This window comes from Paracoccus sp. Ld10, from assembly GCF_045064235.1.
Lineage (GTDB): Bacteria > Pseudomonadota > Alphaproteobacteria > Rhodobacterales > Rhodobacteraceae > Paracoccus.
Genome location: NZ_JBISHD010000031.1, coordinates 162,646 through 188,813 on the forward strand (window position 1 = coordinate 162,646; position 26,168 = coordinate 188,813).

28 protein-coding genes are annotated in these 26,168 nt (G+C 65.8%); 17 read left to right on the top strand and 11 right to left on the bottom strand.

The genetic code is table 11. The features are described from left to right. Positions 1 to 34: 34 nt before the first annotated feature. The 5 genes from ACJJVR_RS12875 to mdh form a co-directional block, all read right to left on the bottom strand. Entirely contained in the window at positions 35 to 415 is a 381-nt protein-coding gene (locus ACJJVR_RS12875) for a hypothetical protein (RefSeq protein ID WP_405405118.1), read from the bottom strand. Positions 416 to 482: 67 nt separating this feature from the next. Next, complete coding sequence (gene sucD, locus ACJJVR_RS12880) at positions 483 to 1,367, bottom strand: succinate--CoA ligase subunit alpha (RefSeq protein ID WP_405405419.1); 885 nt, start codon at positions 1,365 to 1,367, stop codon at positions 483 to 485. An 81-nt stretch (positions 1,368 to 1,448) separates the two neighbouring features. Next, on the bottom strand, positions 1,449 to 2,642 hold the full coding sequence (sucC, locus tag ACJJVR_RS12885; RefSeq protein WP_405405119.1) for an ADP-forming succinate--CoA ligase subunit beta: 1,194 nt from the start codon (positions 2,640 to 2,642) through the stop codon (positions 1,449 to 1,451). Between the two features lie 184 nt (positions 2,643 to 2,826). Beyond that, complete coding sequence (locus ACJJVR_RS12890; RefSeq protein WP_405405120.1) at positions 2,827 to 3,996, bottom strand: hypothetical protein; 1,170 nt, start codon at positions 3,994 to 3,996, stop codon at positions 2,827 to 2,829. 67 nt (positions 3,997 to 4,063) lie between these two features. Continuing rightward, a complete protein-coding gene (gene mdh / locus ACJJVR_RS12895; protein WP_405405122.1) occupies positions 4,064 to 5,026 on the bottom strand; it encodes a malate dehydrogenase in 963 nt (320 codons plus the stop codon). 158 nt (positions 5,027 to 5,184) lie between these two features. Between mdh and ACJJVR_RS12900 the strand changes: the two genes are divergently transcribed. The 12 genes from ACJJVR_RS12900 to ACJJVR_RS12955 all read left to right on the top strand — a co-directional run bounded on the left by ACJJVR_RS12900 (position 5,185) and on the right by ACJJVR_RS12955 (position 13,838). Continuing rightward, positions 5,185 to 5,934: a sulfite exporter TauE/SafE family protein gene (locus tag ACJJVR_RS12900; RefSeq protein ID WP_405405124.1), complete on the top strand. Its 750-nt coding sequence runs from the start codon at positions 5,185 to 5,187 to the stop codon at positions 5,932 to 5,934. An 82-nt stretch (positions 5,935 to 6,016) separates the two neighbouring features. Next, positions 6,017 to 6,859 (top strand): HpcH/HpaI aldolase/citrate lyase family protein, encoded by an 843-nt coding sequence (locus ACJJVR_RS12905; RefSeq protein WP_405405126.1) that lies wholly within the window; start codon positions 6,017 to 6,019, stop codon positions 6,857 to 6,859. 42 nt (positions 6,860 to 6,901) lie between these two features. Then, entirely contained in the window at positions 6,902 to 7,453 is a 552-nt protein-coding gene (locus ACJJVR_RS12910; protein ID WP_405405127.1) for an NnrU family protein, read from the top strand. Between the two features lies 1 nt (position 7,454). Then, complete coding sequence (locus ACJJVR_RS12915) at positions 7,455 to 7,661, top strand: DUF1737 domain-containing protein (RefSeq protein ID WP_405405129.1); 207 nt, start codon at positions 7,455 to 7,457, stop codon at positions 7,659 to 7,661. Further along, positions 7,658 to 8,692 carry a MaoC family dehydratase gene (locus ACJJVR_RS12920; RefSeq protein WP_405405131.1) on the top strand — a complete coding sequence of 345 codons (1,035 nt, stop codon included), beginning with the start codon at positions 7,658 to 7,660 and terminating at the stop codon, positions 8,690 to 8,692. The genes ACJJVR_RS12915 and ACJJVR_RS12920 overlap by 4 nt, the downstream gene beginning before the upstream one ends. A 246-nt stretch (positions 8,693 to 8,938) precedes the next feature. Further along, the gene (sdhC, locus tag ACJJVR_RS12925; RefSeq protein ID WP_405405133.1) at positions 8,939 to 9,331 is read left to right on the top strand and encodes a succinate dehydrogenase, cytochrome b556 subunit; all 393 of its coding nucleotides are present in this window, start codon (positions 8,939 to 8,941) and stop codon (positions 9,329 to 9,331) included. Positions 9,332 to 9,338: 7 nt separating this feature from the next. Then, positions 9,339 to 9,728, top strand: coding sequence for a succinate dehydrogenase, hydrophobic membrane anchor protein (locus ACJJVR_RS12930; RefSeq protein ID WP_405405134.1), 390 nt, complete (start codon positions 9,339 to 9,341; stop codon positions 9,726 to 9,728). Between the two features lie 7 nt (positions 9,729 to 9,735). Continuing rightward, entirely contained in the window at positions 9,736 to 11,538 is a 1,803-nt protein-coding gene (gene sdhA, locus ACJJVR_RS12935; RefSeq protein ID WP_405405137.1) for a succinate dehydrogenase flavoprotein subunit, read from the top strand. Continuing rightward, positions 11,538 to 11,906, top strand: coding sequence for a hypothetical protein (locus tag ACJJVR_RS12940; protein ID WP_405405138.1), 369 nt, complete (start codon positions 11,538 to 11,540; stop codon positions 11,904 to 11,906). The genes sdhA and ACJJVR_RS12940 overlap by 1 nt, the downstream gene beginning before the upstream one ends. A gap of 4 nt (positions 11,907 to 11,910) precedes the next feature. Next, a complete protein-coding gene (locus tag ACJJVR_RS12945; protein WP_405405139.1) occupies positions 11,911 to 12,225 on the top strand; it encodes a hypothetical protein in 315 nt (104 codons plus the stop codon). Then, on the top strand, positions 12,222 to 13,046 hold the full coding sequence (locus tag ACJJVR_RS12950; RefSeq protein WP_405405141.1) for a hypothetical protein: 825 nt from the start codon (positions 12,222 to 12,224) through the stop codon (positions 13,044 to 13,046). Before ACJJVR_RS12945 ends, ACJJVR_RS12950 begins: the two co-directional genes overlap by 4 nt. A gap of 12 nt (positions 13,047 to 13,058) precedes the next feature. Further along, the gene (locus ACJJVR_RS12955; RefSeq protein WP_405405143.1) at positions 13,059 to 13,838 is read left to right on the top strand and encodes a succinate dehydrogenase iron-sulfur subunit; all 780 of its coding nucleotides are present in this window, start codon (positions 13,059 to 13,061) and stop codon (positions 13,836 to 13,838) included. A gap of 151 nt (positions 13,839 to 13,989) precedes the next feature. Here ACJJVR_RS12955 and glyS read toward each other — a convergent pair whose 3' ends face one another. From glyS to ACJJVR_RS12970, 3 genes are read right to left on the bottom strand one after another with little or no spacing between them, the layout of a single operon-like run. Beyond that, positions 13,990 to 16,221, bottom strand: coding sequence for a glycine--tRNA ligase subunit beta (glyS, locus tag ACJJVR_RS12960; protein ID WP_405405145.1), 2,232 nt, complete (start codon positions 16,219 to 16,221; stop codon positions 13,990 to 13,992). Then, positions 16,221 to 16,697, bottom strand: a complete 477-nt coding sequence (locus tag ACJJVR_RS12965; RefSeq protein ID WP_405405147.1) for a DUF6446 family protein — start codon at positions 16,695 to 16,697, stop codon at positions 16,221 to 16,223. The genes glyS and ACJJVR_RS12965 overlap by 1 nt, the downstream gene beginning before the upstream one ends. Next, positions 16,694 to 17,617 carry a glycine--tRNA ligase subunit alpha gene (locus ACJJVR_RS12970; protein WP_405405148.1) on the bottom strand — a complete coding sequence of 308 codons (924 nt, stop codon included), beginning with the start codon at positions 17,615 to 17,617 and terminating at the stop codon, positions 16,694 to 16,696. Before ACJJVR_RS12970 ends, ACJJVR_RS12965 begins: the two co-directional genes overlap by 4 nt. Before the next feature lie 107 nt (positions 17,618 to 17,724). On the opposite strand from ACJJVR_RS12970, the gene ACJJVR_RS12975 reads away from it, so the two are divergent. Further along, a complete protein-coding gene (locus ACJJVR_RS12975) occupies positions 17,725 to 19,008 on the top strand; it encodes a peptidoglycan-binding protein (RefSeq protein ID WP_405405150.1) in 1,284 nt (427 codons plus the stop codon). Here the strand turns inward: ACJJVR_RS12975 and ACJJVR_RS12980 are convergent. Further along, entirely contained in the window at positions 19,005 to 20,456 is a 1,452-nt protein-coding gene (locus ACJJVR_RS12980) for a TrkH family potassium uptake protein (protein ID WP_405405152.1), read from the bottom strand. The two genes, ACJJVR_RS12975 and ACJJVR_RS12980, sit on opposite strands and share 4 nt — an antisense overlap. Before the next feature lie 118 nt (positions 20,457 to 20,574). Here ACJJVR_RS12980 and ACJJVR_RS12985 point away from each other — a divergent pair, with 118 nt between their 5' ends. Together ACJJVR_RS12985 and ACJJVR_RS12990 are read left to right on the top strand one after the other, a co-directional pair. Then, on the top strand, positions 20,575 to 21,696 hold the full coding sequence (locus tag ACJJVR_RS12985; protein WP_405405153.1) for a Ppx/GppA phosphatase family protein: 1,122 nt from the start codon (positions 20,575 to 20,577) through the stop codon (positions 21,694 to 21,696). Position 21,697: 1 nt separating this feature from the next. After that, positions 21,698 to 22,441: an RlmE family RNA methyltransferase gene (locus ACJJVR_RS12990; RefSeq protein WP_405405154.1), complete on the top strand. Its 744-nt coding sequence runs from the start codon at positions 21,698 to 21,700 to the stop codon at positions 22,439 to 22,441. A 71-nt stretch (positions 22,442 to 22,512) separates the two neighbouring features. Here ACJJVR_RS12990 and ACJJVR_RS12995 read toward each other — a convergent pair whose 3' ends face one another. Together ACJJVR_RS12995 and miaA are read right to left on the bottom strand one after the other, a co-directional pair. Continuing rightward, positions 22,513 to 23,562: a helix-turn-helix domain-containing protein gene (locus ACJJVR_RS12995; protein ID WP_405405156.1), complete on the bottom strand. Its 1,050-nt coding sequence runs from the start codon at positions 23,560 to 23,562 to the stop codon at positions 22,513 to 22,515. A 67-nt stretch (positions 23,563 to 23,629) separates the two neighbouring features. Then, positions 23,630 to 24,523 carry a tRNA (adenosine(37)-N6)-dimethylallyltransferase MiaA gene (miaA, locus tag ACJJVR_RS13000; RefSeq protein WP_405405158.1) on the bottom strand — a complete coding sequence of 298 codons (894 nt, stop codon included), beginning with the start codon at positions 24,521 to 24,523 and terminating at the stop codon, positions 23,630 to 23,632. 81 nt (positions 24,524 to 24,604) lie between these two features. On the opposite strand from miaA, the gene pyrH reads away from it, so the two are divergent. Further along, entirely contained in the window at positions 24,605 to 25,330 is a 726-nt protein-coding gene (gene pyrH / locus ACJJVR_RS13005; protein WP_405405159.1) for a UMP kinase, read from the top strand. A gap of 1 nt (position 25,331) precedes the next feature. Beyond that, positions 25,332 to 26,129 (top strand): ion transporter, encoded by a 798-nt coding sequence (locus ACJJVR_RS13010; RefSeq protein ID WP_405405160.1) that lies wholly within the window; start codon positions 25,332 to 25,334, stop codon positions 26,127 to 26,129. The last annotated feature ends 39 nt before the right edge of the window (positions 26,130 to 26,168 follow it).

Genomic DNA, 26,168 nt, shown 5'->3' on the forward strand with positions numbered 1-26,168 from the left:
GACTGGTCCCAGTTCAGGGCAAATAAGGGTTGGATCAGGCGCAGTAGATATCAAAGATGCGGGCACCCGGATCGGCGCTCGGATCAAGCCGGGGCTGCTGCTGAATCCGCAGCGGGGCCCGACGTTCAAGGCCGCACAGCGCGACGGCAGCGCGGCTTTCGGCATTCGGCGGGGCATGGGCAGGGCGATAGATCACCCGCCACCCAAACTCCCGCCGGGCCACGGTACGCACCGATTCCACCGGCAGGCCGCTGGCCTGATGCAGATCGGTGCGTGCCGGGATGCCGCCGGGCAGGATGTCGGTGGTCATCCTGTCCCCGCAGCCCGCAAGCCCCATCAGCGCCACCAGCGACACCAGACGGCCCGCGCGGTGCGCGGATGCTGTGGTGCCATGCTGGCTGGTCTGCTGGTCCACGGTCATTTCCTTTGCGTCAGTCCGCCCACCCCAACAGGTGGGTACGGGGGGGCGGACTGTCAAATCATCAACCCTTGATCGCCTTCAGCACGGCTTCGCCCAGGCCTGCGGGGCTGTCGGCGACGATGATGCCGGCCTTCTTCATGGCCTCGATCTTGGATTCCGCATCGCCCTTGCCGCCCGACACGATCGCGCCGGCATGGCCCATGCGACGGCCCGGTGGTGCGGTGCGACCCGCGATAAAGCCCGCGGTAGGCTTCCAGATGCCCTTGCGCTTCTGCTCGGCCAGGAACTCGGCGGCCTCTTCCTCGGCGGAACCGCCGATCTCACCGATCATGATGATCGACTCGGTCTCGGGGTCGTCCAGGAACAGGCGCAGCACGTCGATATGCTCCATCCCCTTGATCGGGTCGCCGCCGATGCCGACGGCGCTGGACTGGCCCAGGCCCACGTCGGACGTCTGCTTGACGGCCTCATAGGTCAGGGTGCCGGAACGCGACACGACGCCGACCGACCCGCGACGGAAGATGCTGCCCGGCATGATGCCGATCTTGCATTCGTCGGGCGTCATGATGCCGGGGCAGTTCGGCCCGATCAGGCGCGACTGCGACCCGGCCAGAGCGCGCTTGACGCGCATCATGTCCAGCACCGGGATGCCTTCGGTGATGCAGACGATCAGCGGCACGTTGGCGTCGATCGCCTCAAGGATCGAATCCGCCGCGAACGGGGGCGGCACATAGATCACGGACGCATTGGCGCCGGTGACCGCCACAGCCTCGTGGACCGAGTTGAAGACGGGCATGCCCAGATGGTCGGTGCCACCTTTGCCGGGCGTGACACCACCGACCATCTGCGTGCCATACGCGATCGCCTGTTCGGTGTGGAAAGTGCCTTGGGATCCGGTGATTCCTTGGCAGATGACTTTGGTATTCTTGTCGACGAGAACGGCCATCATGGCCTCCTTGCGTAAGCGGCGCGTGACGCACCGCGATGTTCCAGAGGAGGGCGCGCGCAACCCGCGCGCCCGGATGGATCAGCCCTTGACCGCTTTCACGATCTTCTCGGCGCCGTCCTTGAGGTCGTCGGCCGCGATCACGTTCAGGCCACTGTTGGCAATGATCTCCTTGCCCAGCTCGACGTTCGTGCCTTCCAGGCGGACGACCAGCGGGACCTGCAGGCCGACCTCTTTCACGGCGGCGATGATGCCCTCCGCGATGATGTCGCAGCGCATGATGCCGCCAAAGATGTTGACCAGGATACCTTTGACGTTCGGATCGCTAGTGATGATCTTGAACGCCTCGGTAACCTTCTCGGTCGTGGCACCGCCACCGACGTCCAGAAAGTTGGCGGGCTCGGCGCCGAACAGCTTGATGATGTCCATCGTGGCCATCGCCAGACCCGCGCCGTTGACCATGCAACCGATCTCGCCGTCCAGCGCGATATAGTTCAGGTCGAACTTGGAGGCGGCCAGCTCCTTGCTGTCCTCCTCGGTCTCGTCGCGCAGCGCCATGATGTCGGGCTGGCGGTACAGGGCGTTGTTGTCAAAGCTCATCTTGGCGTCCAGACACTTGATCTGGCCTTCGGGCGTGACGATCAGCGGGTTGATCTCCAGCATCTCCATGTCTTTTTCGATGAACATGCGATACAGATTCTTGACCAGAGCCACGCACTGCTTGACCTGCGCACCTTCCAGACCCAGGGCGAACGCCACGCGGCGGCCGTGGAAATCGGACAGGCCCGAGGCGGGATCGACGCTGAAGCTGACGATCTTTTCGGGGGTGTGCTCGGCCACTTCCTCGATGTCCATGCCGCCCTCGGTCGAGGCGACAAAGCTGACGCGCGACGTCTGACGGTCGACCAGCAGGGCCAGGTACAGCTCGCGCGCGATGTCGCTGCCGTCCTCGATATAGATGCGGTTGACCTGCTTGCCGGCCGGTCCGGTCTGGTGCGTGACCAGCGTGCGGCCCAGCATCTGGCGGGTCAGTTCCTCGGCTTCCTCGACCGACTTGGCCAGACGGACGCCACCCTTTTCACCGGCCGCAGCCTCGGTGAAATGGCCCTTGCCACGGCCACCGGCGTGGATCTGTGCCTTGACGACCCACAGCGGACCGTCCATCTCGCTGGCGCAGGTCTTGGCCTCGTCGGCCTTCATCACGATGCGGCCTTCGCTGACGGGCGCGCCGTATTGACGCAGCAGCGCCTTGGCTTGGTATTCGTGGATGTTCATCTCGACCCCCTCATTCGGTTCGACAGATTTGGGGCCTTGTGCCACGCCTGCATGGCACACAGAAATGAAATCCCCGTAAAATGCCGAAAACCGGCGGGAAGCCGCATAATGTGATCACAGTCAGAATTGCCGTGATCACAAACTCTCCCGTCAATGGGGTGAACCGGTTGATTCGGCCGCCGGGTCAGTTCAGCAGCACCATGTAAAGCCCGGCCCGCCCACCAAAGCTGCCGACAAACCGGTCCCAATTGTCGCGCCCGACCGTCAGGCCGGGGCGAGCATAGGGCAGGGCGGCGGTGCCCTGAACCCAATCGGCGATCTCCACCGGGCGGGGGTCTTTCAGCCACATCGCCAGGTCCACGCCGTGGCCGGGGGCAAAGCGCCAATAGGGGATCAGCATCCTGCCGGACAGCGCCTGATCGACCTCGTCCAGGATCGACAGCCACAGCGGCCCCGTGCCGGGCGGCAGGTCGAACCCCAATGCGGCCTGCTGCGCGTCGTTGGGTATCCATTCGCGGTCGTCGTCGGTCTCTTGCGCGACGGCGGTCCAGAAATCGCGATTGGCGGCGACCATGTCGCGCAGATGCTCGCCCGCAGCCTGCGTCAGCACCGGGTCTGGCTGTTGCCGCAGGGTCTGGATCGCAACCGCCACGCGGTCCACGATCGGCCCAAAGGCGCGGGCCTGCATGTCGAAACTGGGCGCCCGCGCCATCTGACCCGGAGGCTGGGCGAACTGTTCGGACAGCGCGCCCTGCAGCGCGATGTGTTGCGCCAGCGCCGGTTCGGGATCGAACGCCAGGATCAGCGTCGCAACGCCATCGATCAGATGTGTATAGGCGCGCAGCCAGTGGACATCCGCGGCGTCGAATCGCACCACCGCAGGACCATCGGGCAGGGGCAGGCCGGACAGCGTCGCCAGATCCTCGGCCGGGTTGCGGGTGCCGTCGCCATCAACGTCCAGCCACAGGTCGCGCAGATCCAGAACCAGCGTTGCGGGGGCTTCGGGCAGGGCGTCGCGGGTGTCCTGCATCGCCTGTGATATGTCGCGCATCATCGCGGACACGATATCCGCCGTCATCGGTTGCGGGTCCGGGTTCGGAGGCAAGGACGCGCCCAGCAGCGGCACGGGCAGCAACGGGTTGGTCGCGCCGATCCGATGGCGGGCCTGATACGCCGCCTCGACCCCGCCCAGAAACCGCGTGGCGGCGATGGCCAGGTCGCGATCGGCCGAGGGCGCCTGTTCCTGTAGCTGCGCACGGGCGCCTGACAGGCCGTGGTCGGCAATCAGCGCCGATGTCTCCTGCGCCAGGGCGGGCGCGGCAAACAGCGACAGGACGGCAAGAAGAAAGCGCATGGGGCCTCCGAAACAGAAAACGGCGCGCCCATGATGGCGCGCCGTCCCCCGGTTTCGCAAGCGAAGATCAGGCTAGCGAGGGATCGATACCCTTGCAGGCCTCGACCAGACCCTTGACCGCGTCGATGGACTTGTCGAACATCACCTGCTCGTCGCGGTCCAGCTTGATGTCGATGACCTTTTCGACGCCGTTCGCGCCGATCACGGTCGGCACGCCGACATACATGCCCTTGAGGCCATAGGGGCCGTCAACATGGGCAGCACAGGGCAGCACGCGCTTCTGGTCCTTCAGATAGGCCTCGGCCATCTCGATCGCGCTGGTGGCGGGGGCATAGAACGCGCTGCCAGTCTTGAGCAGGCCGACGATCTCGGCGCCGCCGTCGCGGGTGCGCTGGACGATGGCGTCCAGTTTCTCCTGCGTGGTCCAGCCCATCTTGACCAGATCGGGCAGCGGGATGCCGGCGACGGTCGAATAACGGGTCAGCGGCACCATCGTGTCGCCATGCCCGCCCAGAACAAAGGCCGTCACGTCGCGCATGGACACATCGAATTCCAGCGACAGGAAGTGGCGGAAGCGCGCCGAATCCAGCACGCCGGCCATGCCGCAGACCTTGTTATGGGGCAGGCCGCTGAACTCGCGCAGCGCCCAGACCATCGCGTCCAGCGGGTTGGTGATGCAGATCACGAACGCATCGGGCGCGTGCTTGGCAATGCCCTCGCCCACGGATTTCATGACCTTGAGGTTGATGCCCAGCAGATCGTCGCGGCTCATGCCCGGCTTGCGTGGAACGCCTGCGGTCACGATGCAGACGTCGGCACCGGCGATGTCGGCGTAATCGTTGGCGCCCTTCATGCGGGCGTCAAAACCTTCGGACGGGCCCGATTGCGCGATGTCCAGCGCCTTGCCCTGCGGCGTGCCTTCCGAGATGTCGAACAGGACGACGTCGCCCAGTTCCTTCATCGCGGCCAGATGCGCCAGCGTGCCGCCGATCTGCCCCGCACCGATCAGTGCGATTTTGGGTCGGGCCATGGATAACCTCCGATTGGGTGGTGAATAGTTGCCGAAGGCGTAAGCGGTCGCGCAAGGAATCGCAAGATGGTCGCACAGCGGCATGGGCATGGTTGTGCTAACACTTGTCTTCATTGCCGCCGCGGGCCACAGATCGCCCGTCAAGCACGGAGAGGCCCATGCTGGAATTGTCGGTGGCCGGTTGGGTGCTGGCCGTGATCGCGGCGATGGCGGTGGGTCTGTCCAAGGGCGGGCTGGCCATGGTCGGAACGATCAGCGTGCCACTGATGTCGCTGGTGATGTCGCCGGTGCAGGCGGCGGCCCTGCTGCTGCCGATCTATGTGGTGTCCGACCTGGGCGGGCTGATCGCGTTTCGCCGCAACCTGGACCGGCGCGTGCTGATGCTGGCGCTGCCCGGGGCGATGGCGGGAATCGCCGTTGGCTGGGCCACGGCCAGCATCGTGCCGGTGCGGGGCGTCACGCTGATCGTGGGGGTCATCGGGTTTGGTTTTGCGCTAAACGCGCTGATCCGCCCGGCGCCGGACGGTGAACCCAGGCCCGCGCGGGCCCGCGCGGCGACGATCTGGGGCGGGCTTGCGGGGTACACCAGTTTCGTCAGCCATGCGGGGGCGCCCCTGTGGCTGGTCTATGCCCAACCGCTGCGCCTGTCGCCGCTGGTCTATGCGGGGACGACGACGTGGTTCTTTGCCATCGGCAACTGGGTCAAGCTGATCCCCTATGCCGCACTGGGCCAGCTGTCGCCGGCGAACCTGGCCACGGCAGCAGCCCTGATGCCGGTATCGTTGATCGCCGTCTGGGCCGGGCTGCGGCTGGTACGGATCATTCCGGCCGCGCTGTTCTATCGGCTGATCACCTGGGGGCTGTTATTGGTTTCGCTGCGGCTGATCTGGCAGGGGTTGGCGCCCTGATCGCCGCAGCGCGGCATTTTTTACTTGCCAAAAATGGCGTGATTCGGCACCAAAGCGTAATATTGTTGCCCGGAGGTTCCTGATGACCCGTCCCTATCGCTCGGTCCTGTACATCCCCGCCGCCAACGCCCGCGCGATGGACAAGGCGCGCGGTCTGCCCACTGACGCGATCATCCTTGATTTGGAGGACGCGGTGGCCCCCGACGCCAAGGCCGCCGCCCGCGATGCGCTGGCCCATGCCGTGGCGCAGGATTACGGCCCCCGTGCGCGGATCGTGCGCATCAATGCGCTGTCGACGGCATGGGGCGCGGATGATGCCCGCGCCTGCGCCGGCATGGACATCGACGCGGTGCTGATCCCCAAGGTGGACGGCCCCGATGATCTGGACCGCGTGGCCGCCCTGATCCCCGACACGCCCCTGTGGGCGATGATGGAGACGCCGTTGGGCATGCTGAACGCCGCCGCCATCGCCGCCCATCCGCGTTTGCAGGGGATGGTGATGGGCACCAACGATCTGGCCAAGGATCTGGGCAGCCGCGCGCGGCCTGACCGCCTGCCGATGATGGCGGGGCTGGGCCTGTGCCTGCTGGCGGCCAAGGCGCATGGGGTGGTGATCGTCGACGGCGTCTTCAACGCGTTCAGGGATGACGACGGTCTGCGTACGGAATGCGAACAGGGTCGTGACATGGGGTTCGACGGCAAGACCCTGATCCACCCTGCCCAACTGGAGATCGCCAACGCCGCGTTTGCCCCCACCGGGGACGAAATCGCGCTGGCCCACCGCCAGATCGAGGCGTTCGACGCGGCCACCGCGCAGGGGCAGGGCGTCGCCGTGGTCGACGGTCGGATCGTCGAGAACCTGCATGTCGAGACCGCGCGCCGCACGCTGGACCGCGCGCAGGCGATTGCGGACATGGCGCAATAAGGGCAGTCTGCGCGCCACAAGCTCCAGCGAGAGGAAAGCCAGATGCTGATCCTGATCCTAGGCGTGGCCCTGTGGTGGGCTGCGCATCTTTACAAACGGGTGGCCCCGGCCAGCCGTGCCTCGATGGGGGAACGCGGCAAGGGCATTGTCACGGGCCTGCTGGCCCTGTCGATCATCCTGATGGTCATCGGCTATCGCGGGGCCGACGGCGCGTTCTTTTGGGGCCCGCACCCGGCGCTGGTCGGGATCAACAACCTGTTGGTGCTGGTGGCGATCTATCTGTTCGCGGCTAGCGGCATGAAGACACGCGTCACGGCCATGACCCGTCACCCGATGCTGTGGGGCTTTGCCCTGTGGGCGGCGGCGCATCTGTTGGTGAACGGCGATGTGCCGTCCTTTGTCCTGTTCGGCGGCCTGCTGGCATGGTCCTTTGTCGAGATGGCGATCATCAATCGCGCGTCGCCATGGGTCCGTCCGACCGGGCCGTTTCCCGCCCGCAAGGAGGCGATGGCTGTCGTTGGCGCCGTTATCGTCATGGTCGTGATCGGCCTGATCCACGGCCTGATCGGCCCCTGGCCCTTTGGAGGCGCATGACATGCCGCTGATCTATCGCTGCATCACCGACGATGACACATCGCAGTTCTGCCACCGCGTCAGCGAGGCCCTGTCCAAGGGCTGGTCGCTGCACGGCAGCCCCACCATGGCGCATGATCCCGTCAAGGGCGTGATGCGCATGGCGCAGGCCGTCACCAAGCAGATCGAGGCGGAATACCACCCCGACATGAAGCTTGGACAGCAATGACCAAAACCAATCCCGGCCGGTTCTTTGAGGATTATACGGTCGGGCAGACGATCCGTCATGCGGTTCCCCGCACCGTCGCCGAAGGAGAACGGGCGCTGTACCACGCGCTGTATCCCGCGCGGCATGCGCTGTATTCGTCGGACGAATTCGCGATTTCCAGCGGGCTGGACGGCAGCCCGCTGGACGATCTGCTGGCCTTTCACACAGTCTTTGGCAAGACGGTCCCGGATGTCAGCCTGAACGCGGTGGCAAATCTGGGTTACGCTCAGGGCCGCTGGCTGCGGCCGGTCTGGCCGGGTGACACGCTGCGCGCCGAAAGCCAGGTGATCGGTCTGCGCCAGAATTCGAACGGTCAGTCGGGCGTGGTCTGGGTGCGCACGCAGGGCCTGAACCAGGTGGACGAGGTCGTTCTGGACTATGTCCGGTGGGTCATGGTCCGCAAGCGTGACGCGGGATCGCCCGCGCCCGATCCGGTGGTGCCGGATCTGGCGCCCGCCGTCGATCCAGCCGACCTGATCGTGCCGGAAGGGTTGAGCTTTGCCGAATACGACTTTGATCTGGCAGGAGAACCGCATCGGGCGGGCGATTACGCCGTGGGCGAGATCATCGACCACATCGACGCCGTCACCATCGAAGAGGCCGAGCATATGCTGGCCACCCGGCTGTGGCAGAACACTGCCAAGGTGCATTTCGACGCCACCCACCGGCCCGACGGGCGGCGGCTGATCTATGGGGGCCACGTCATCAGCCTGGCCCGTGCGCTGTCCTTCAACGGGCTGGCGAATGCACAGATGATCGTGGCGCTGAACGCGGGCGCGCATGCCAACCCGTGCTTTGCGGGCGACACGGTGCGGGCCTGGTCCCAGGTCCTTGACCACGCGCCCACAAACGCGCCGGGGGTCGGTGCGGTCCGGCTGCGGCTGGTGGCGACGCGGAACGACGCGCCTGCGGGCACCCTGCGCGACCATCAGGGCAGGTATCTGCCCGATGTCCTGCTGGATCTGGACTATTGGGCGCTGATGCCGCTGTAATGGCGCATCGAGTCGCATGAATTCGATGTTCGCCGCTGACGGCGCGTTGCCTGTGATCACAGCCGTTGCGCCTGTGATCACAAAGCTCCATTTCCGCGTCATTTGCGCGCGCGGGGTGGTATCTGCGGGTGACAGATGGCATCTGTAGCGTCAAGAACGACACCAATCGCCAGCCCGCGCGGGCCAGCCCAGTCCTCTTCGGGCCCCCGCGACGGGACAAGCTGAACCGACAAAGGAGGGCCGCCGATGGCCGACGTGAACCGGGGCAACCGGCCCCTTTCCCCCCATCTTCAGGTCTATCGCCTGCCGATCCCTGCGGTCACATCCATCCTGACGCGCATCACCGGACACGCGATGTCGGCCGGCATCCTGTTGTTGGTGTGGTGGCTGGTCGCCGCCGTCAGCAGCCCCGATGCATTCGCCGCGGCCGATTGGGTGCTGCGGTCATGGCTTGGGTTCCTGATCATGACCGCGTCGGCATGGGCGCTGTGGTTTCACGCGCTGTCGGGCGTGCGTCACCTGTTCTATGACAACGGCATGGGCCTTGAGATCGAGGACGCCAAGCGCGGATCATGGGCCATCATCATCGGTTCGGTCGCGCTGACCGTGCTGAGCCTGATCATCTTTTTCATCGGCTGAGGGCATCATGCGTTACATCACCCCCCGCAAGGCCGCCCAAGGCCTGGGTTCGGCCCGCGCCGGCACCGCCCATCACTGGAACATCACGATGAGCAGCTATGCGCTGATCGTGCTGACGCCACTGTTCCTGATCGCCGTCGGCGGCGCCATCGGCCTGCCCCAGGATCAGGTCGTGGCCCATTTCGGCAGGCCCTTTCCCGGCATCATCACCGCGCTGTTCATCGTCGTGGGCATGATCCATTTCATCAAGGGCTCTCAGGGCGGGGCGATCGCGGACTATGTCCACGGCACCGCCCAGCAACTGACGATGGTCGCCATCGCGATCTTTGGCTGGGGCGTGATCGCCGCCGCCATCTTTGCGCTGGCCAAGATGGCCTTCACCCTTCCCGCGATCTGAGGACGACATGGCAGCTTACGAAACAACCGTTCATGACTATGACGTGGTCGTCGTCGGTGCCGGTGGCGCGGGACTGCGCGCGACGCTTGGCATGGCCGAACAGGGGTTGCGCACGGCCTGCGTGACCAAGGTCTTTCCGACACGGTCGCATACCGTCGCCGCACAGGGCGGCATCGCCGCGTCGCTGTCCAACATGGGCCCCGACAGCTGGCAATGGCACATGTACGACACCGTCAAGGGGTCGGACTGGCTGGGCGACACCGACGCCATGGAATACCTGGCGCGTGAGGCCCCCAAGGCCGTCTACGAGCTGGAACATTACGGCGTGCCGTTTTCGCGGACCGAAGATGGCCGCATCTATCAGCGTCCCTTTGGCGGTCACACCACCGAATACGGCGAAGGCCCCCCGGTTCAGCGCACCTGTGCTGCGGCCGACCGCACGGGCCACGCCATCCTGCACACGCTGTACGGACAGTCGCTGAAGAACAACGCTGAATTCTTCATCGAATATTTCGCGCTGGACCTGATCATCACCGATGGCCGCTGCACCGGCGTCGTCTGCTGGAAGCTGGACGACGGCACCATGCACATCTTCAACGCCAAGATGGTGGTCCTAGCGACGGGCGGTTACGGCCGCGCCTATTTCAGCGCAACCAGCGCCCATACCTGCACCGGCGACGGTGGTGGCATGGTCGCCCGCGCGGGCCTGCCGCTGCAGGACATGGAATTCGTGCAGTTCCACCCGACCGGCATCTATGGTTCGGGCTGTCTGATCACCGAAGGCGCGCGGGGCGAGGGTGGTTACCTGACCAACAGCGAGGGCGAGCGTTTCATGGAACGCTATGCCCCGACCTACAAGGATCTGGCCAGCCGCGACGTCGTCAGCCGCTGCATGACCATGGAGATCCGCGAGGGTCGTGGCGTGGGTCCGGACAAGGACCACATCTTCCTGAATCTGATGCACCTGCCGCCGGAAACGCTGGACCTGCGCCTGCCCGGCATCAGCGAAAGTGCCAAGATCTTTGCCGGTGTCGACCTGACCCGCGCCCCGATCCCGGTGCTGCCGACGGTGCATTACAACATGGGTGGAATTCCCACGAACTATTGGGGCGAAGTGCTTGCTCCGACAGAGGAAAACCCTGATGCGGTCTTCCCCGGCCTGATGGCTGTGGGCGAGGCGGGCTGTGCATCCGTGCACGGTGCGAACCGTCTTGGGTCGAACAGTCTGATCGACCTTGTGGTCTTTGGCCGCGCCGCTGCGATCCGCGCCGGTGAGGTGGTCGACCGTGCCGGTGCCGTCCCCGCGACCAACCAGCCCGAGGTCGACCGTGCGCTGGACCGTTTCGACGGTCTGCGTCATGCCAAGGGCACGATGTCCACGGCTGAATTGCGCGACCAGATGCAGCGCACGATGCAGTTGGATGCGGCGGTGTTCCGTACCGACAAGACCCTCGCCGAAGGCGTGGTCAAGATGGAGGATATCGCCGGCAAGATGGATGACATCAAGGTCACCGATCGCGGTCTGATCTGGAACACCGACCTGATGGAAACATTGGAACTGACCAATCTGATGCCCAATGCCCTGACGACGATCGTCGCGGCCGAGGCCCGCAAGGAAAGCCGCGGCGCCCATGCGCACGAGGACTACCCTGAGCGGGATGACGCCAACTGGCGCAAGCATTCGCTTGCCTGGGTCGACGGGAACAAGGTTAAACTGGCCTATCGCCCCGTCCATCTGGAACCGTTGACGACGGCCCAGGAAGGCGGGATCGACCTGCAAAAGATCGCTCCGAAGAAAAGGGTTTATTGATGCGTTTCAACCTTATCGCCGCTTTTGGCATCGCCGCCGCCACATTGGCGGGCTGCGTCGCGCCGGTCCCCATGACCGGACCTGCCGTCCCGGCCGCCCCCGGCGTGGCAACCGCGCCCACTGTTCTGGACGCGGCGTCGCGCCAGGTCGCCCGCAACGTCGTCGACAGCGAGATGCAGCGCCGCCTGCCTGGCGTGAACGTCTCGCCCTATACCGACTGCGTGGTGAACAACGCATCGACCGCCGAACTGATCGACATCGCGCAGATGTCACGGTCGGGCGTGGCCGGTACCGCCGACAGCGTGGCCACGATCGTGTCGCGTCCGGCGACCACGCAGTGCATTGCCGCTGCTGCACGGACGGCGTGATCACATGATCGCGCGGGCAGTTTTCGCAGGTCTGTTGCCTCTGGTGGCAGCCTGCGGCCCGGTCCCTGTGGACCAGGCCGAACAAAGCTGCCTGCGCGATGCTGAAATGGCCGAACGCCCACGCGGAAGCATCGCGATGGGCGTCGGTTCAGGATCGGGCGGCACCCGCAGTTATGGCAGTGTGCAACTGGAGATCAGTGGCGACTATATCCGCGGGCGCGATCCGTCCGACGTGTTCAATCGCTGCGTCCAGCGCAGATCGGGCCAGTTACCCGACCGCATGCTGGCCGATCAGCCAGGCTGGCGGGGCTCACGATGAGCCGCGCATTGATCCTTCATGTCGGTGTCCAAAAGACGGGCACCACCAGCCTGCAACGGTTCCTGCGCCGGTCCGCGCCCGTGGTGGCGGACAGCGTGACGATCCGCACGCCAGAGGAAGGGACGCCTATGCGGCCCTTGGGTCGCGCGGCCATCGCCTGCAGTCTGACGCATGACGATGATCACCGGGCAAGGTTGGTTTCAGCCTTTGAGGCTGTGCTGGATGACCTGCCGGGCGATGACCGTCCCGTGATCCTGTCCCATGAGAATCTGGCTGGCGCGATGCCCGGCAATGGTGGCGAGACCCGCCTGTTTCCGGTGCTGCCCGCAATCCTGACGCTGCTGGTGCAGGTTGCGAAAGCGCGCGGTTTTGCCCCGCATGTGGTGGTTTATACCCGGCGCATGACGGCGTGGCTGCCGTCGGTTTGGGCGCAGGCCGTGCGCACCGATGGTTATGCCATGACCCTGCCCGAGTTTCAGGCGCAAACGGCCGAACTGCCCGGGTGGGGCGATCTGCTGCGCCGGTTGAACGCCGCGCTGTCGCCGGTGTCCGTCACGCGGCTGCGGCTGGAGGATGAGGCCGATGCGGGGCGTCCCGGGCTGCGGTTGCTGTCGCTGGCCGGTGTGCCTGATGCGCGCCTGGAGGCGCTACCACCGTTGGAGTCCCGCGCGATGGAGCGTCTGACGCCCGGCGCCACAGAATTCCTGCGCCGCCTGAACGGGTTGGCGCTGAACCCTCATGCCCGCGACCGGGTGGCCGATCTGGTGGCCCGTTCGCAACCCTTGTTTGCGGCCAATGTGCCGTCCGAAGGCACTCTCTGAAAGGAGCTACCCATGGTCCAGTTCACCCTGCCCAAGAACAGTCAGATCCGCGTCGGCAAGACCTGGCCCAAACCGGAGGGCGCGACCAACGTCAAGAAATTCAAGATCTATCGGTGGGATCCCGAGACCGGGGAGAACCCGCGTTTGGACACCTATTTCGTCGATCTGGACCGCTGCGGGCCGATGATGTTGGACGCCCTGATCAAGATCAAGGCCGAGATCGACCCGACCCTGTCGTTCCGCCGGTCCTGCCGCGAGGGGATCTGTGGTTCCTGCGCGATGGTGATTGATGGCGGCAACAAGCTGGCCTGCATCTTTGGCATCGACGAGGTCAAGGGCGACGTCTCTGTCTATCCGCTGCCGCACATGGCGGTGGTCAAGGATCTGGTGCCCGACCTGACGCATTTTTATGCGCAGCACGCGTCGGTGAACCCCTATCTGCAGACCAAGACGCCGACCCCCGGCAAGGAATGGAAGCAGTCGATCGAGGATCGCAAGAAGCTGGACGGCCTGTACGAGTGCATCCTGTGCGCGTCCTGTTCGACGGCTTGCCCGTCCTATTGGTGGAACGGCGACCGTTACCTGGGGCCGGCCGCGCTGTTGCACGCGTATCGCTGGATCATCGACAGCCGCGACGAGGCCACGGGCGAGCGTCTGGACGAGCTGGAGGATCCCTTCAAGCTGTACCGCTGCCACACGATCATGAACTGCACCAACACCTGCCCCAAGGGGCTGAACCCCGCAAAGGCCATCGCGTCGATCAAGCACATGATGGTCGAACGCGCGGTCTGATTTGCGTCCCGCGGTGGCGGGCGGGGGGCCAGCCCCCCGCCCGCCACCGCCAAGGGGTCCTTATGTCCCCTCGGGCTCCCCTCAGAGGCGGCGGTCATGAGAAAGGGCCCGGAGATCGTTCTCCGGGCCCTTTCTGTTTGCGGGTCGGGGGCTAGCCCTCGATGCGGGTGAAGTCGGCGATCTGGCGACCGGCCTCGCGGATGCGGGACAGCAGGTTCAGGCGGTTGCGCCGGACGATCTGGCTGTCAGTGTTGACCTGCACGGCCTCGAAGAAGGCGTCGATGGGGGTCCGCAGCGCGGCTATGGCCGTCATGGCGGCGGGGAAGTTCTGCGCAGCCATGGCGTGTTTGATTGCCGGTTCGGCGGTGTCCAGTGCAGTGAAAAGGGCGCGTTCCTCGTCGGTTTCCGCGAACTTCGGGTCGGCGCCAAAGCTGTATTCGACGCCGTCCTTGTCCTCGGCCTGGGCCAGGATGTTGCCGGCGCGTTTGAGGCCCTGGGTCAGGTTCTTGCCGTCTTCGGTCGCCAGCATGGCGTCCAGCGCGGTGGCACGGTTGACGACCTGCATCAGGTCGTCGCTGCCCTCCTGCGCCAGCACGGCGTCGATGATGTCGTGGCGGATGCCCTGATCGCGCAGGTAGACCTTGAGGCGGTCGTGGAGGAAAGAGAGCAGGTCAATACCGCCCATAAACGAGACGCGCCCTAGTTCCTCTAGGTTATCCTCGTCCGCGAAGCCCTTGAGGGCTGATACTTCGAATTTACTTAAAACATCAGCAACTTCAACCTGTCCGGCACCGATGAAGGCGTCTTGAGCTCGGGCTATAGGAGTGGCGAAATCGTCGATCGCGATGCGTGAGATATGCGCGCCAATTCGAACGGACAGAAGTGCCAGCAGAGGCGCCTCAGCTTCGTTTTGAAGAAGAAGCCGGATAGTCCCAAGAGCAGCGCGTCGCAATGCGAACGGATCCTTCGACCCCGTCGGCTTCTCGCCAATCGCCCAGAACCCCGTCACCGTGTCGATCTTGTCGGCCAGCGCCACGGCGGCCGAAACGGGCGCGGTGGGCACCGCATCGGAGGGGCCGAGAGGGGAATAGTGGTCACGAGCGGCGTCGGCGACGTTGTCCGGCTCTCCGGCCTCCAGCGCATAGTAGCGGCCCATCGTGCCCTGCAGTTCGGGGAACTCTCCGACCATGGCCGAGCGCAGGTCCAGTTTCGCCAGACGCGCGGCGCGTTCGGCCTGATCGGGGTCGGCACCCACCAGCGGGGCGATCTCGCGCGCAAGGGCAGCGATGCGTTCGATCCGGTCGGCCTGAGAGCCGAGCTTGTTGTGGAAAGTCACCGAGGCAAGCCCATCGCGCCACGCCGCCATTCCCGACTTCGCCTCGCGCAGGTCGTTTTCCCAGAAAAACGCGGCATCTGACAGGCGGGCGGCCAGCACGCGCTGGTTTCCGGCCAGGATCGTCGCGCCGTCATCAGGCGTTTCGATGTTGGCGACGGTCACGAATCCCTCGATCCGGCCCGTGGACGGGTTGCGGGCCGAAAAGAACTTCTGGTGTTCCTTCATCGAGGTCTGCAGGACCTCGGGGGGCAGGGCCAGAAAGCGGTCCTCGATCACGCCCATCAGGGGGACGGGCCACTCGACCAGACCAGCGACCTCGGTCAGCAGGGCGTCGTCGGGAACGATCTGCCAGCCGCGGGCAAAGGCCAGGTTGTCGGCCTGCGACCGGATTTCGGATGCGCGTTCCTCTGCGTCCAGCATCACGCGGGCGCGGCGCAGTTTGGCGGCATAGTCGTCGAACCCGGTGACGGCAAAGGCGTCGGGGGCCATGAAGCGGTGGCCACGGGTGGCGTTGCCTGCCGTGATGCCGTCCACGGTCAGCGGCACGACCGATGCGCCGGCCTCGTCGGACAGGATGCACAGGATGGAATGGAGCGGACGCACCCACCGCAGGCTGCCCGACCCCCACCGCATCGATTTCGGCCAAGGGAAATTGCGGATCGTCGTTTCCAGCACTTCGGCCACGATGTCGGCGGCGGGGCGGCCGGGATGGGTCATGGTGGCGTACCAGACCTGACCCTTTTTATCGTCGCGTGCCTGCAGCTGGTCGCGGGTAAGCCCGGTCGAGCGCAGAAAGCCCTCCAGCGCCTTTTCGGGCGCGTCGGTGCGGGGGCCCTTGCGGTCCTCGTGGGTGGTGGGGCTGGCGGCGGTCAGGCCCTCGACCGTCAGGGCCAGACGGCGCGGCGTGCTGAACGCGCCCGCGCTGGCATAGGTCAGGCCGGCCTGAACCAGGCCTTCGGTCACCAGGCGTTTCAGATCCTCGCGCGCGCGGGCCTGCATGCGGGCGGGAATTTCCTCGGAGAACAGTTCGATCAGCAGGTCGGGCATCAGTCCATCACTCCGCGTTCCGGGGTCTTGTCATTGTATTGGTGCCAGCCATAGACGCGGCCGTCGGGATAGACGGCCAGCACGCGGTCGACGTCGGGGCGGATGTCGCTGACCGACAGCACGGCGCGGGCGGTGCCGCCCTCCAGATCGGCGCCGATCCGGGCCGCGTCGAAACATGCGAACCAACCCGGCGCGTTCAGGGGCGTCGCGCCGTCAAATGGCAGGGCGTCGGCGGGGACCGCGTCCACCGTGGCGCAGGCGCGCCAGCGCAGCGGGCTGCTGTCGGCGTCGATCCCCTCGAACCCGGTCAGGGGCAGGGGCTGTTCGCCTGCGGCGGTGGTGATCGCGATGGTGGCGTCGGGGCCGTTCGGGTCGATCGGGTCATAATACAGGTATTCCTGCGTGTACCACATGCCCGCGCCTGCGGCTATGGTGCTGCCCAGCAGGGCCAGCGCGGCGACCTTGCCCCAGTTCACGCCGGCGACCCCGCCGCATCGGTGGTCAGGAACAGATCGGCGCATCCCTTGGACAGCGCGCGCACCCGGCCGATATAGGCCTGACGTTCCGTGACAGAGATCACGCCGCGCGCGTCCAGCAGGTTGAAGATGTGGCTGGCCTTGATCGCCTGATCATAGGCGGGATGGGCCATCGGGATGGTGCGGCCCGCGCCGTCGGTGCGGTCTGCGGACAGGATGCGGGCGCATTCGGCCTCGGCGTCCTTGAAATGCTGGAACAGCATGTCGGTGTCGGCCTGATCGAAATTCCAGCGCGAATATTCCTGTTCGGTCTGGCGAAAGATGTCGCCATAGGTCAGCGCGATCGGGCTGTCGGGGTCGTTGAAGGGCATGTCCATCACATGTTCCGCGCCCAGCACATACATGGCCAGCCGTTCCAGACCATAGGTCAGCTCCCCGGACACGGGGCGGCAATCGTGGCCGCCGACCTGCTGGAAATAGGTGAACTGGCTGACCTCCATCCCGTCGCACCAGACCTCCCAGCCCAGGCCCCATGCGCCCAGAGTCGGAGATTCCCAGTCATCTTCGACAAAGCGGACGTCATGGACCAGCGGGTCCAGGCCGATGGCGCGCAGGCTGCCCAGATACAGGTCCTGCAGGTCCGGGGGCGAGGGTTTGATGATGACCTGAAACTGATAGTAGTGCTGCAGGCGGTTCGGGTTCTCTCCATAGCGGCCATCGGTGGGGCGGCGCGACGGCTGGACATAGGCCGCAGCCCAGGCCCGCGATCCAAGCGATCGCAGCGTGGTGGCCGGGTGGAACGTGCCCGCGCCGACCTCCATGTCATAAGGCTGCAGGACGGCGCAGCCCTTGCCTGCCCAATAGGTCTGCAGCGCCAAGATGATCTCCTGGAAACTGCGGGGTCGGTTGGGGCTGGTCATCGGGCCATCCTTTTGCATAGATCGGGCAAGGCGTCTTCTAGGCGCGCGATGCAACAGGGTCAATGAAGGCCCGACGGCGATAGGGCCCCCGCGACAGGATGGACAGCATGACGACGGCTTTGCGCTATGTGGTGGGACTGGTTCTGGCGGGGGCGCTGCCCGGCATGGCGCTGGCCCAGGGCGCGGTGATCCGGCTGGAGGCCAAGCGCGATCCGCAGGCGGCGGCGCAGGCGGCACAGGGCTGGGCCGATCGGTTCGATGGGGTCGTGACGCTGCCGCTGGCCGGGGGCTGGACGGGCATCGCCATCGGGCCGCTGCCCGCCGACCGGGCGGGGCCGCTGCTGGAACAGCTGAAGGCGGCCGGCAAGGTGCCGCAGGACGCGTTCATCAGCACGACTGAAGCGGGCACGGCGCTGACGTCGGTGGGCGAACCCGCCGATGCGTCGGGGCCGCAGCCAGTGGCCCCGACGCCCGGCACCTACCTGCGGCTGGAATCGTTTCAGGCCGAACCCGATGCCCGCGGCGCGCTGGCGCGTATCCGCGACGCGTTCCCCGGTGCCGGGCTGTGGCGGTTGCCCGACGGGTGGTTCGCGGTGGCGCTTGGCCCCGTGGCCGACGATGCGGCGGCGGCCTGGCTGCCGATGCTGGCCGATGCGGACGTGATCCCTGATGACGCGATGCTGGTGCGGGCCGCCGATCTGGGCGAGGCGCTGGACGCGGGGACCGCGCCTGACCTGCCCGCGCCGGGTGCGCCCGAACCCCTGCCGCCGCTGGAGGAGGTCCAGCGTGCCTTGCGGTGGGCGGGGCATTACGATGGCCAGATCGACGGCAAGGACGGTCCCCGGACCCGCGCCGCGATTCAGGCGGAGATCACCCAAGCCCGCGCATCGACCGATCCGGGGACGGCGCTGCGGCTGCTGGCCGAACGCCGCGCGGCCTGGGCCGACGAACAGGGGCTGGCGCCACTGGTCGATGAGGCGACCGGGCTGACGGTCAGCGCGCCGATGCGGGCGCTGATGTTCGATCGGGCCGAACGCGCGCTGTCGATCTATGGCCCGCGGGACGGGTCGGGGGCGGCGCTGATCCTGTTCAGCCAGCCGGGAGACCAGCAGGCGTTGCTGGATCTGGCCGGGCTGGTCACGGCGCTTGGCTGGGTGCCGCAGCCCGAGCGCGTGGTCCAGCCGGGCCATGTCACCCTGCACGGCGCCAACGACGCCCATATCGGTGCCGCCGAAGGTTGGGTCCGCGATGGCCGGGCCGAGGGCTATGTGCTGATCTGGCCCGCAGCGGATGCCGACACCCACACGCGCCTGCAGGCCGAGATCAGCGACAGCCTGATGCGCCATGGTCCCGGCGCGAATGCCGGCACCGCGCCCACGGCACTGCCCTAGTCGCGCCAGAACCGCGGCAGCAGCAGGACCAGCACGGACACCAGTTCCAGCCGGCCGAGGAACATACCCAAGGTCATCAGCCACTTGGCCGAGGTCGGGAAATCGGCGATCGATCCGTTGCGCGTCACCTCGGGGCCCCAGACCGGGCCGATATTGGCGATCGCCGTCCACGCGGCGGTCAACGCGGTGCGCGGATGCAGCCCGGTCAGCGACAGGCCCACGATCAGCAGGCCAAAGGTCAGAAAGAACAGCGTAAAGAACGCCATGACCGAATCGACCACGTCCTGTTCCAGCGGCTGCCCATCATAGCGCAGCGGATAGACCCGGTGGGGTGAATGCATGCGGCGGATCTGGGCACGGACGGCCTCGAACAGGACCAGATAGCGGAAGATCTTGACCGAACAGCCTGTCGAGCCTGTGCAGCCCCCAATCAGCCCGCAGATCACCAGAATCGTCAGCGGCAGGTGACCCCATCGGCTGACATCCGTGGACGCAAATCCGGTCCCCGAAAAGGTCGAGATGACGTTGAACACGGTTTCGCGCAGCATCTCTTCGGGGTGGCCGGCCTGACCCAGCCACAGGATACGGTACAACAGGATGATGATGCAGGCATAGCTGATCCAGCGCAGATAGGCGCGCACCTGGGTGTCGCGCCACAGGGGTTTCGCCTGGCCGCGCATCAGCTGGATCATGCGGATGAACGGGATCGAGGCCAGTACCATGAACACCGACGACGCCCATTCCGCAGGCCCCAGGAACGCCCCGAAGCTGGCATCGTAATTCGAGAACCCCCCGGTCGAGATGGTGCTGAACGCATGCACCACGGCCTCGAACCCGGTCAGGCCCAGGATCAGGTAGGTGACGATGCAGGCGCCCGTCAGGATCAGGTACAGCTGCGTCATCTCTGTGGCGATCTGGCCCGCGCGGGGCAGGACCTTGCCAAGCGTATCGAACCCCTCTGACCGAAAGAACTGCATCCCGCCGACCTTCATGACGGGCAGAAAGACCATGGCAACCACGACAATTCCAAGCCCGCCGGACCAGTGCAGGATCGCCCGCCACAGGTGGATGCCGCGCGCCAGGTCGTCCAGCTGCGGAAAGACGGTGGTGCCGGTGGTGGTAAAACCCGACATCGATTCGAACATCGCGTCGGTGAACGTGGCATCCGGGGCACCCAGCATGAACGGCAGCGTGCCGAAAAGCGGCAGGATCAGCCAGATCCCCGATGTCAGCAGGAACGCCTGATGCAGCGACAGGTTGTCGTGACGCCCCGATGTGGCCACAGCGACCAGCACGCCGGCTGACATGGTAATTACCGCAGATTGCAGGAACACCATCCAATGCGGGTCGCCATGCCACCAGTCGACCACCATCGGCGCCAGCATCAGGCAACCGATCGCGGTCAGGATCTTGCCGATCGGGTGGGCAACGGGGCGGATGTCGATCATCGCCTCTGGTTGCCGCGCCCCTGCGCGCCCGTCAAGTGGCCGTGGCGGCCGCCGCCCCTTGAATGGTCGCCGATGGCAGGTTACCTTTTGTTCAACTTGTCATCGGAGGGCGTGTGTTATGACGCCCAAGCGTCCTGCGGGTGCGGACGCGTTCCCGAGAAATACGGTCGAGCCGTCGGGCACCCGACAACCTGAGGAAGGGGCGCTGTATGCTGCCCTGGATCTGGGAACGAATTCTTGCCGGATGCTGATTGCCCGACCAACGGGCAGTCAGTTTCAGGTTGTTGACAGCTTCTCCAAGCCGGTTCAGCTTGGTCAGGGGCTGGAAGCTTCGGGACGCCTGTCCCGCAGCTCGATGGCGCGTACCGTGCACGCGCTGCAGGTGTGCAAGCGCAAGCTTGATCAGCACAAGGTGCGCAACATGCGCCTTGTGGCTACAGAGGCATGCCGGCGGGCGCGCAACAGCCGCGATTTCCTGCGCACCATCCGGCGCGAGACCGGCCTGCCCATCGAAATCATCGGCGCGGAGGAAGAGGCCCGTTTGGCCGTCATCAGCTGTGCGCCGCTGGTCAGCCACAAGACAGAAACGCTGATGGTTGTCGATATCGGCGGCGGATCGACGGAACTGGTCTGGATCGACCTGGAGGATGTGGAGCCCAAGGAGCGGCCCCGCGCGATTATGCGTCTGTCCGACGGTTTCGGGAACCCGCAGCCGGGCGGCGCGCGCGTCGTCGATTGGATCAGCGTGCCGTTGGGGGTCGCCACGCTGCGCGACCAGTTCGCGGATGTCGAGGACGATCAGGGGCGGTTTGCGTTGATGTCGTGGTTCTTTGAGGAAGCACTGGCGAATTTCACGCCCTATGCGGACGGATCGCCGGACGAAGGGTTCCAGATCATCGGCACGTCGGGCACGGTCACGACCGTTGCGGCCAGTTTTCTTGGCCTGCGTCGGTACGACCGGACCAAGGTGGACGGGTTGGAGATGACGTCGGACCAGATCGACCGGGTGATCCATTCCTATCTGCAGCTGGGCCCGGAGGGACGGCGCACCGACCCCCGCATCGGTCGCGAACGTCATGCGCTGATCATGTCGGGGGCGGCGATCCTGCAGACGCTGATGCGGGTCTGGCCCACGAACAAGCTGTCGGTCGCGGATCGCGGCCTACGCGAGGGGTTGCTTTATGCCCAGATGGTGCGCGATGGGGTGCTGGCGCCGGAAGGTTTGAACGGAGTGGCATGAAATGACGAAGACACCGACCAGCCGGGACGGCAAGACCAGCGGCCGCGGTGCGCGCGATCTGCGCGTGCGCGTGAAATCGGCCAAGGGCCGAAAGCTGTCGTCGACGCTGTGGCTGGAACGGCAGCTGAACGACCCTTATGTGGTGCGCGCCAAGCGCGAGGGTTACCGCGGGCGGGCGGCCTACAAGATCATCGAGCTGGATGACAAGTACCGCTTTCTGGTGCCCGGCGCGCGCGTCGTGGACCTTGGTTGCGCGCCCGGTGGCTGGTGCCAGGTTGCCGTGGCCCGCGTGAACGCCCTTGGCGAGAAATCCGGCAAGAAGGTCGGTCGCGTCCTGGGTCTGGACCTGCAGGAGGTCGACCCGATCGCGGGGGCCGAGATCCACGTTTTGGATTTCCTGGAGGATGGCGCCGACGATCAGGTCAAGGCCTGGTTGGGCGGGCCTGCGGATGTGGTGATGTCGGACATGGCGGCGTCGTCGTCGGGTCACAAGAACACCGACCACAACCGCATCGTGGCATTGGTCGAGGCGGCCGCTCAGCTGGCCTTTGACGTGCTGGAGCCGGGCGGCACGTTCGTGGCCAAGGTTCTGGCGGGTGGTGCCGAGACCGACATGCAGACCATGCTGAAAAAGAATTTCACCAAGGTCGTGAACGTGAAGCCCCCCGCCAGCCGAAGCGATTCGTCCGAAAAGTTCGTGGTCGCCACAGGGTTCAGGGGCCGCGACATCACCGCCGACGACTGAGGCGTGTTGCGTCCCGCGACGGCGGGGGACTGGCCGTCCCCCGCACCCCCTGCGGCGCGCGCTGTCATGATCTAGGGTTGCATCTGGTTGCGATACGCCTCGGGGGTGCGGCCGGTGGCGGCGACAAAGGCGCGGGTGAAATGCGCGTGGCTGGCATAGCCGAGATCCTGCGCCAGGCGCGGCGTTGGGCGGTCTGTGTGCCGCAACAGCTCCGCCGAGCGTTCCAGGCGCAGTTCGTTCAGCAGGTCGATCGCACGGTGACCCCTGGCCTCGACGCAGGCGCGATCAAGCACTGTCAGCGTGGTGCCCAGGTCCTGGGCAAGATCAGCCACCGTCCGGCAGGATCCCATCTCTATCGCCGCAAGTGCCAAGAAATGATCGACAAGAGGTCGGTCGGGCTGGCGGGTTTCAGGGTCACGGCGGCGATCCTGTTCCGGCTCCAGCCGTGACAACCGCAGCGACAGCAGGTTCAGATAGCAGGCAAGCGCCTTTTTGTCCGCGCCCCGTTCGGCCTCCTGGATCAGTTCATGTAGGGTTGTGGACAGACCCTCTGCACCATCGCCGACACATCCGGCGGTCACGGAGCGGGGCAGGGGCGTGTCCAGATGCGTAGTCAGGTCCGGTGCGATCAGCAGGACACGACCTTGCGCCCCGTCCAGCGGGCGGGCGGCAAAGGCTGTCCCTGCGGGAATAAAGCGAACGTCGCCATCGGACAGGACACCGCCCATGCGGGGAAAATCGATGCGCATGCGCCCCTTGGTGATCCAGATCAGAATGTGCTCTGGCCGGGTGCGCGGCTGGATGGGCAGGGTGCGCGCGCCCCATGTGAACGCCCCCGCAGGCAGCAGCCGCAGGGTGGCGTGTCGTGCGGAAAACTGGCGTGAAACCGGCGCCACGCGAATGGTCAGAGCATCCGTGGCGACGATACGCCCTAACGTCCGGGACAGCGCCACGGTGGCATCGGTGTTTCCTTCGGGCTGAATGCGCGCAGCGTTGACGTCGATCTGGCCGCCCTGGCCACGCACCCCACGACCAAGCGGCGACAGCCGTGTCGGAGAGAACGGAAATCCCCCCGTCCAGTCAGTGCGTTCCCATACCGACATGACACCTGCCCAAATCACGATTCAATGCGCGGATTATCGCCTGTCGGGATGAAAACTCAATGAATGTCAGACAGGTTTCACCGAATTACGCCAACGTCAGCCCGGAGTGGCTTGCCTGCCACATCTGCCAGTCACGCATCCGACCGCGAAACCAGACACGCTGCGATTTCGCATATTGCCGGGACGCGATGATTGCCCGTTCGGTGGCATCCGTCAGCGTCATCCGCCCCTGCAGATGCGCGATCAGGTCGGGCGCGCCGATGGCCTTGGCCCATTGCGCCGCAGGGTCCCACAGGGGCAGCATCGCGCGGACCTCGTCCAAGGCACCCTGGTCCAGCATCGCGTGGAACCGGGCCGCGATGCGGTCGGCCAGCCAGTCGCGGTCGCTGGTGATCAGCACGCGCTGACAGTCGTCGGGGGACAGCAGCGGCGGGGGGGTGTCGTCCTGCCAATCGGCGATACCGCGACCGGTGGCCGTCAGAACCTCCCACGCGCGCTGGACGCGGACGGGGTTGGCCAGATCGATCTGCGCGCGGCTGCGCGGGTCCAGGTCGGCCACCATCGCGGCCAGCCCGCCCGCGGCGATGCGCGCGTCGGCGGTGGTGCGGATGTCGGCCGGCGTGGGCGGGATCTGCGCCAACCCCCGGGTCAGTGCGGTCAGGTACAGCCCCGTGCCGCCCACCACGATCAGCCGCCCCCGCAGCGTGGCCACCTGGCGCAGCCAGTCGCCCACCGACCACGGCGTGCCCGGCGCGACGTGACCATAGAGCGCGTGCGGCGCCTGTGCCAGATCGGCCGCAGGGGGGCGGGCGGTCAGCACCTGCCAGCAGGACCAGACCTGCAACGCATCCGCGTTGACCACCGTGCCGCCCTGCGCCCGCGCGACCGCCAATGCCAGCGCGGATTTGCCACTGGCGGTGGGTCCTGCGATCAGCAGGTGGCGGGCGGCGTCGATCTGTGTCAGGTCAATGTCACGCATGGCCAATCCGGGCAGTTGATCCGGCAGCCCTTTTGCGACATTTAACGGCGCGATGAAAGCAGCCGGCGACAGGAGCCCCCGATGACCACCGAAGTCCCCAAGCAATATGGCCGCGTGATGCTGAAAATCTCGGGCGAGGCGCTGATGGGCGACCAGGGATACGGCCTGCACCCGCCCACCGTCGCCCGCATCGCCAGCGAGGTCGAGGCAGTTCAGGCGATGGGCGTCGAGGTCTGCATGGTCATCGGCGGCGGCAACATCTTTCGCGGGCTGCAGGGCAGCGCGCAGGGCATGGAACGCACCACCGCCGATTACATGGGCATGCTGGCCACGGTCATGAACGCGCTTGCCATGCAATCGTCGCTGGAGAGCCGTGGCCTGCATTGCCGCGTGATCAGCGCGATCCGCATGGATGAGGTCTGCGAGCCCTACATCCGCCGCCGCGCCATCCGCCATCTGGAAAAGAAGCGGATCGTCATCTTTGCCGCCGGTACCGGCAACCCGTATTTCACCACCGACACCGCGGCCACACTGCGCGCATCCGAGATGAACTGCGAGGTGATCTTCAAGGGCACCAAGGTCGATGGCGTCTATGACAAGGACCCGGTCAAGCATGCCGACGCCAAGCGTTACGGCAATGTCAGCTATGACGAGGTGCTGCAAAAGCATCTGGGCGTGATGGACGCATCGGCCATCGCGCTGGCCCGCGACAACAAGCTGCCGATCATCGTGTTCTCTCTGGACGCGCCGGGCGGGTTCCGGTCGATCCTGGAAGGGCGCGGGACGTACACGCGCGTCCACAACTGAGATGACGGCCAGCCTGCGGAGCCGCGCAGACGGCTTTGTCCACGGGCCGCGCGCCCAGGGCGTGATCACCGCCGTGATCCTGTTCAACGCACTGATTCTGGGGCTGGAGACCTGGCCCCGCGTCATGGCAACGGCCGGGCCGGTGCTGATCATGCTGGACCGGATCTGTCTGGCGATCTTTGTGATCGAGATCGGGCTGAAGCTGTATGGACGCGGGCTGCGGTTCTTTCGCGACGGATGGAACGTGTTCGATTTCGTCGTGGTGGGAATCGCCCTGCTGCCGGCGACGCAGGGGCTGTCTGTGCTGCGCGCGATGCGCATCCTGCGACTGCTGCGCATCGTGTCGGTCACACCCCGCCTGCGGCGCGTGGTCGAGGGGTTTTTGTCCGCGCTGCCCGGCATGGCGTCGGTATTTCTGCTGATGGGTATCATTTTCTACATTTTCTCGGTCATGGCGACCAAGCTGTTCGGGGCGACCTTTCCGGACTGGTTCGGGGATATGGGCAATTCAGCCTATTCGCTGTTCCAGATCATGACGCTGGAGAGCTGGTCGATGGGCATCGTGCGCCCGGTGATGGAGGTTCATCCGAATGCGTGGCTGTTCTTTTTGCCGTTCATTCTGGTGACAACCTTTGCGGTGATGAACCTGGTGGTCGGCCTGATCGTCAATTCGATGCAGGAGGCGCATCAGGAGGAAGGCACCGCCGCGACCGAGGCCTATCGCGATGCGGTCCTGGCGCGACTGACCCAGATAGAGGCGCGCCTTTCGGCAGGCGCACCCCCGCACAACGATCCCTGACCCGACCCAAAAGGCGGGCAAAGGCTTTGCCAAGCTGCG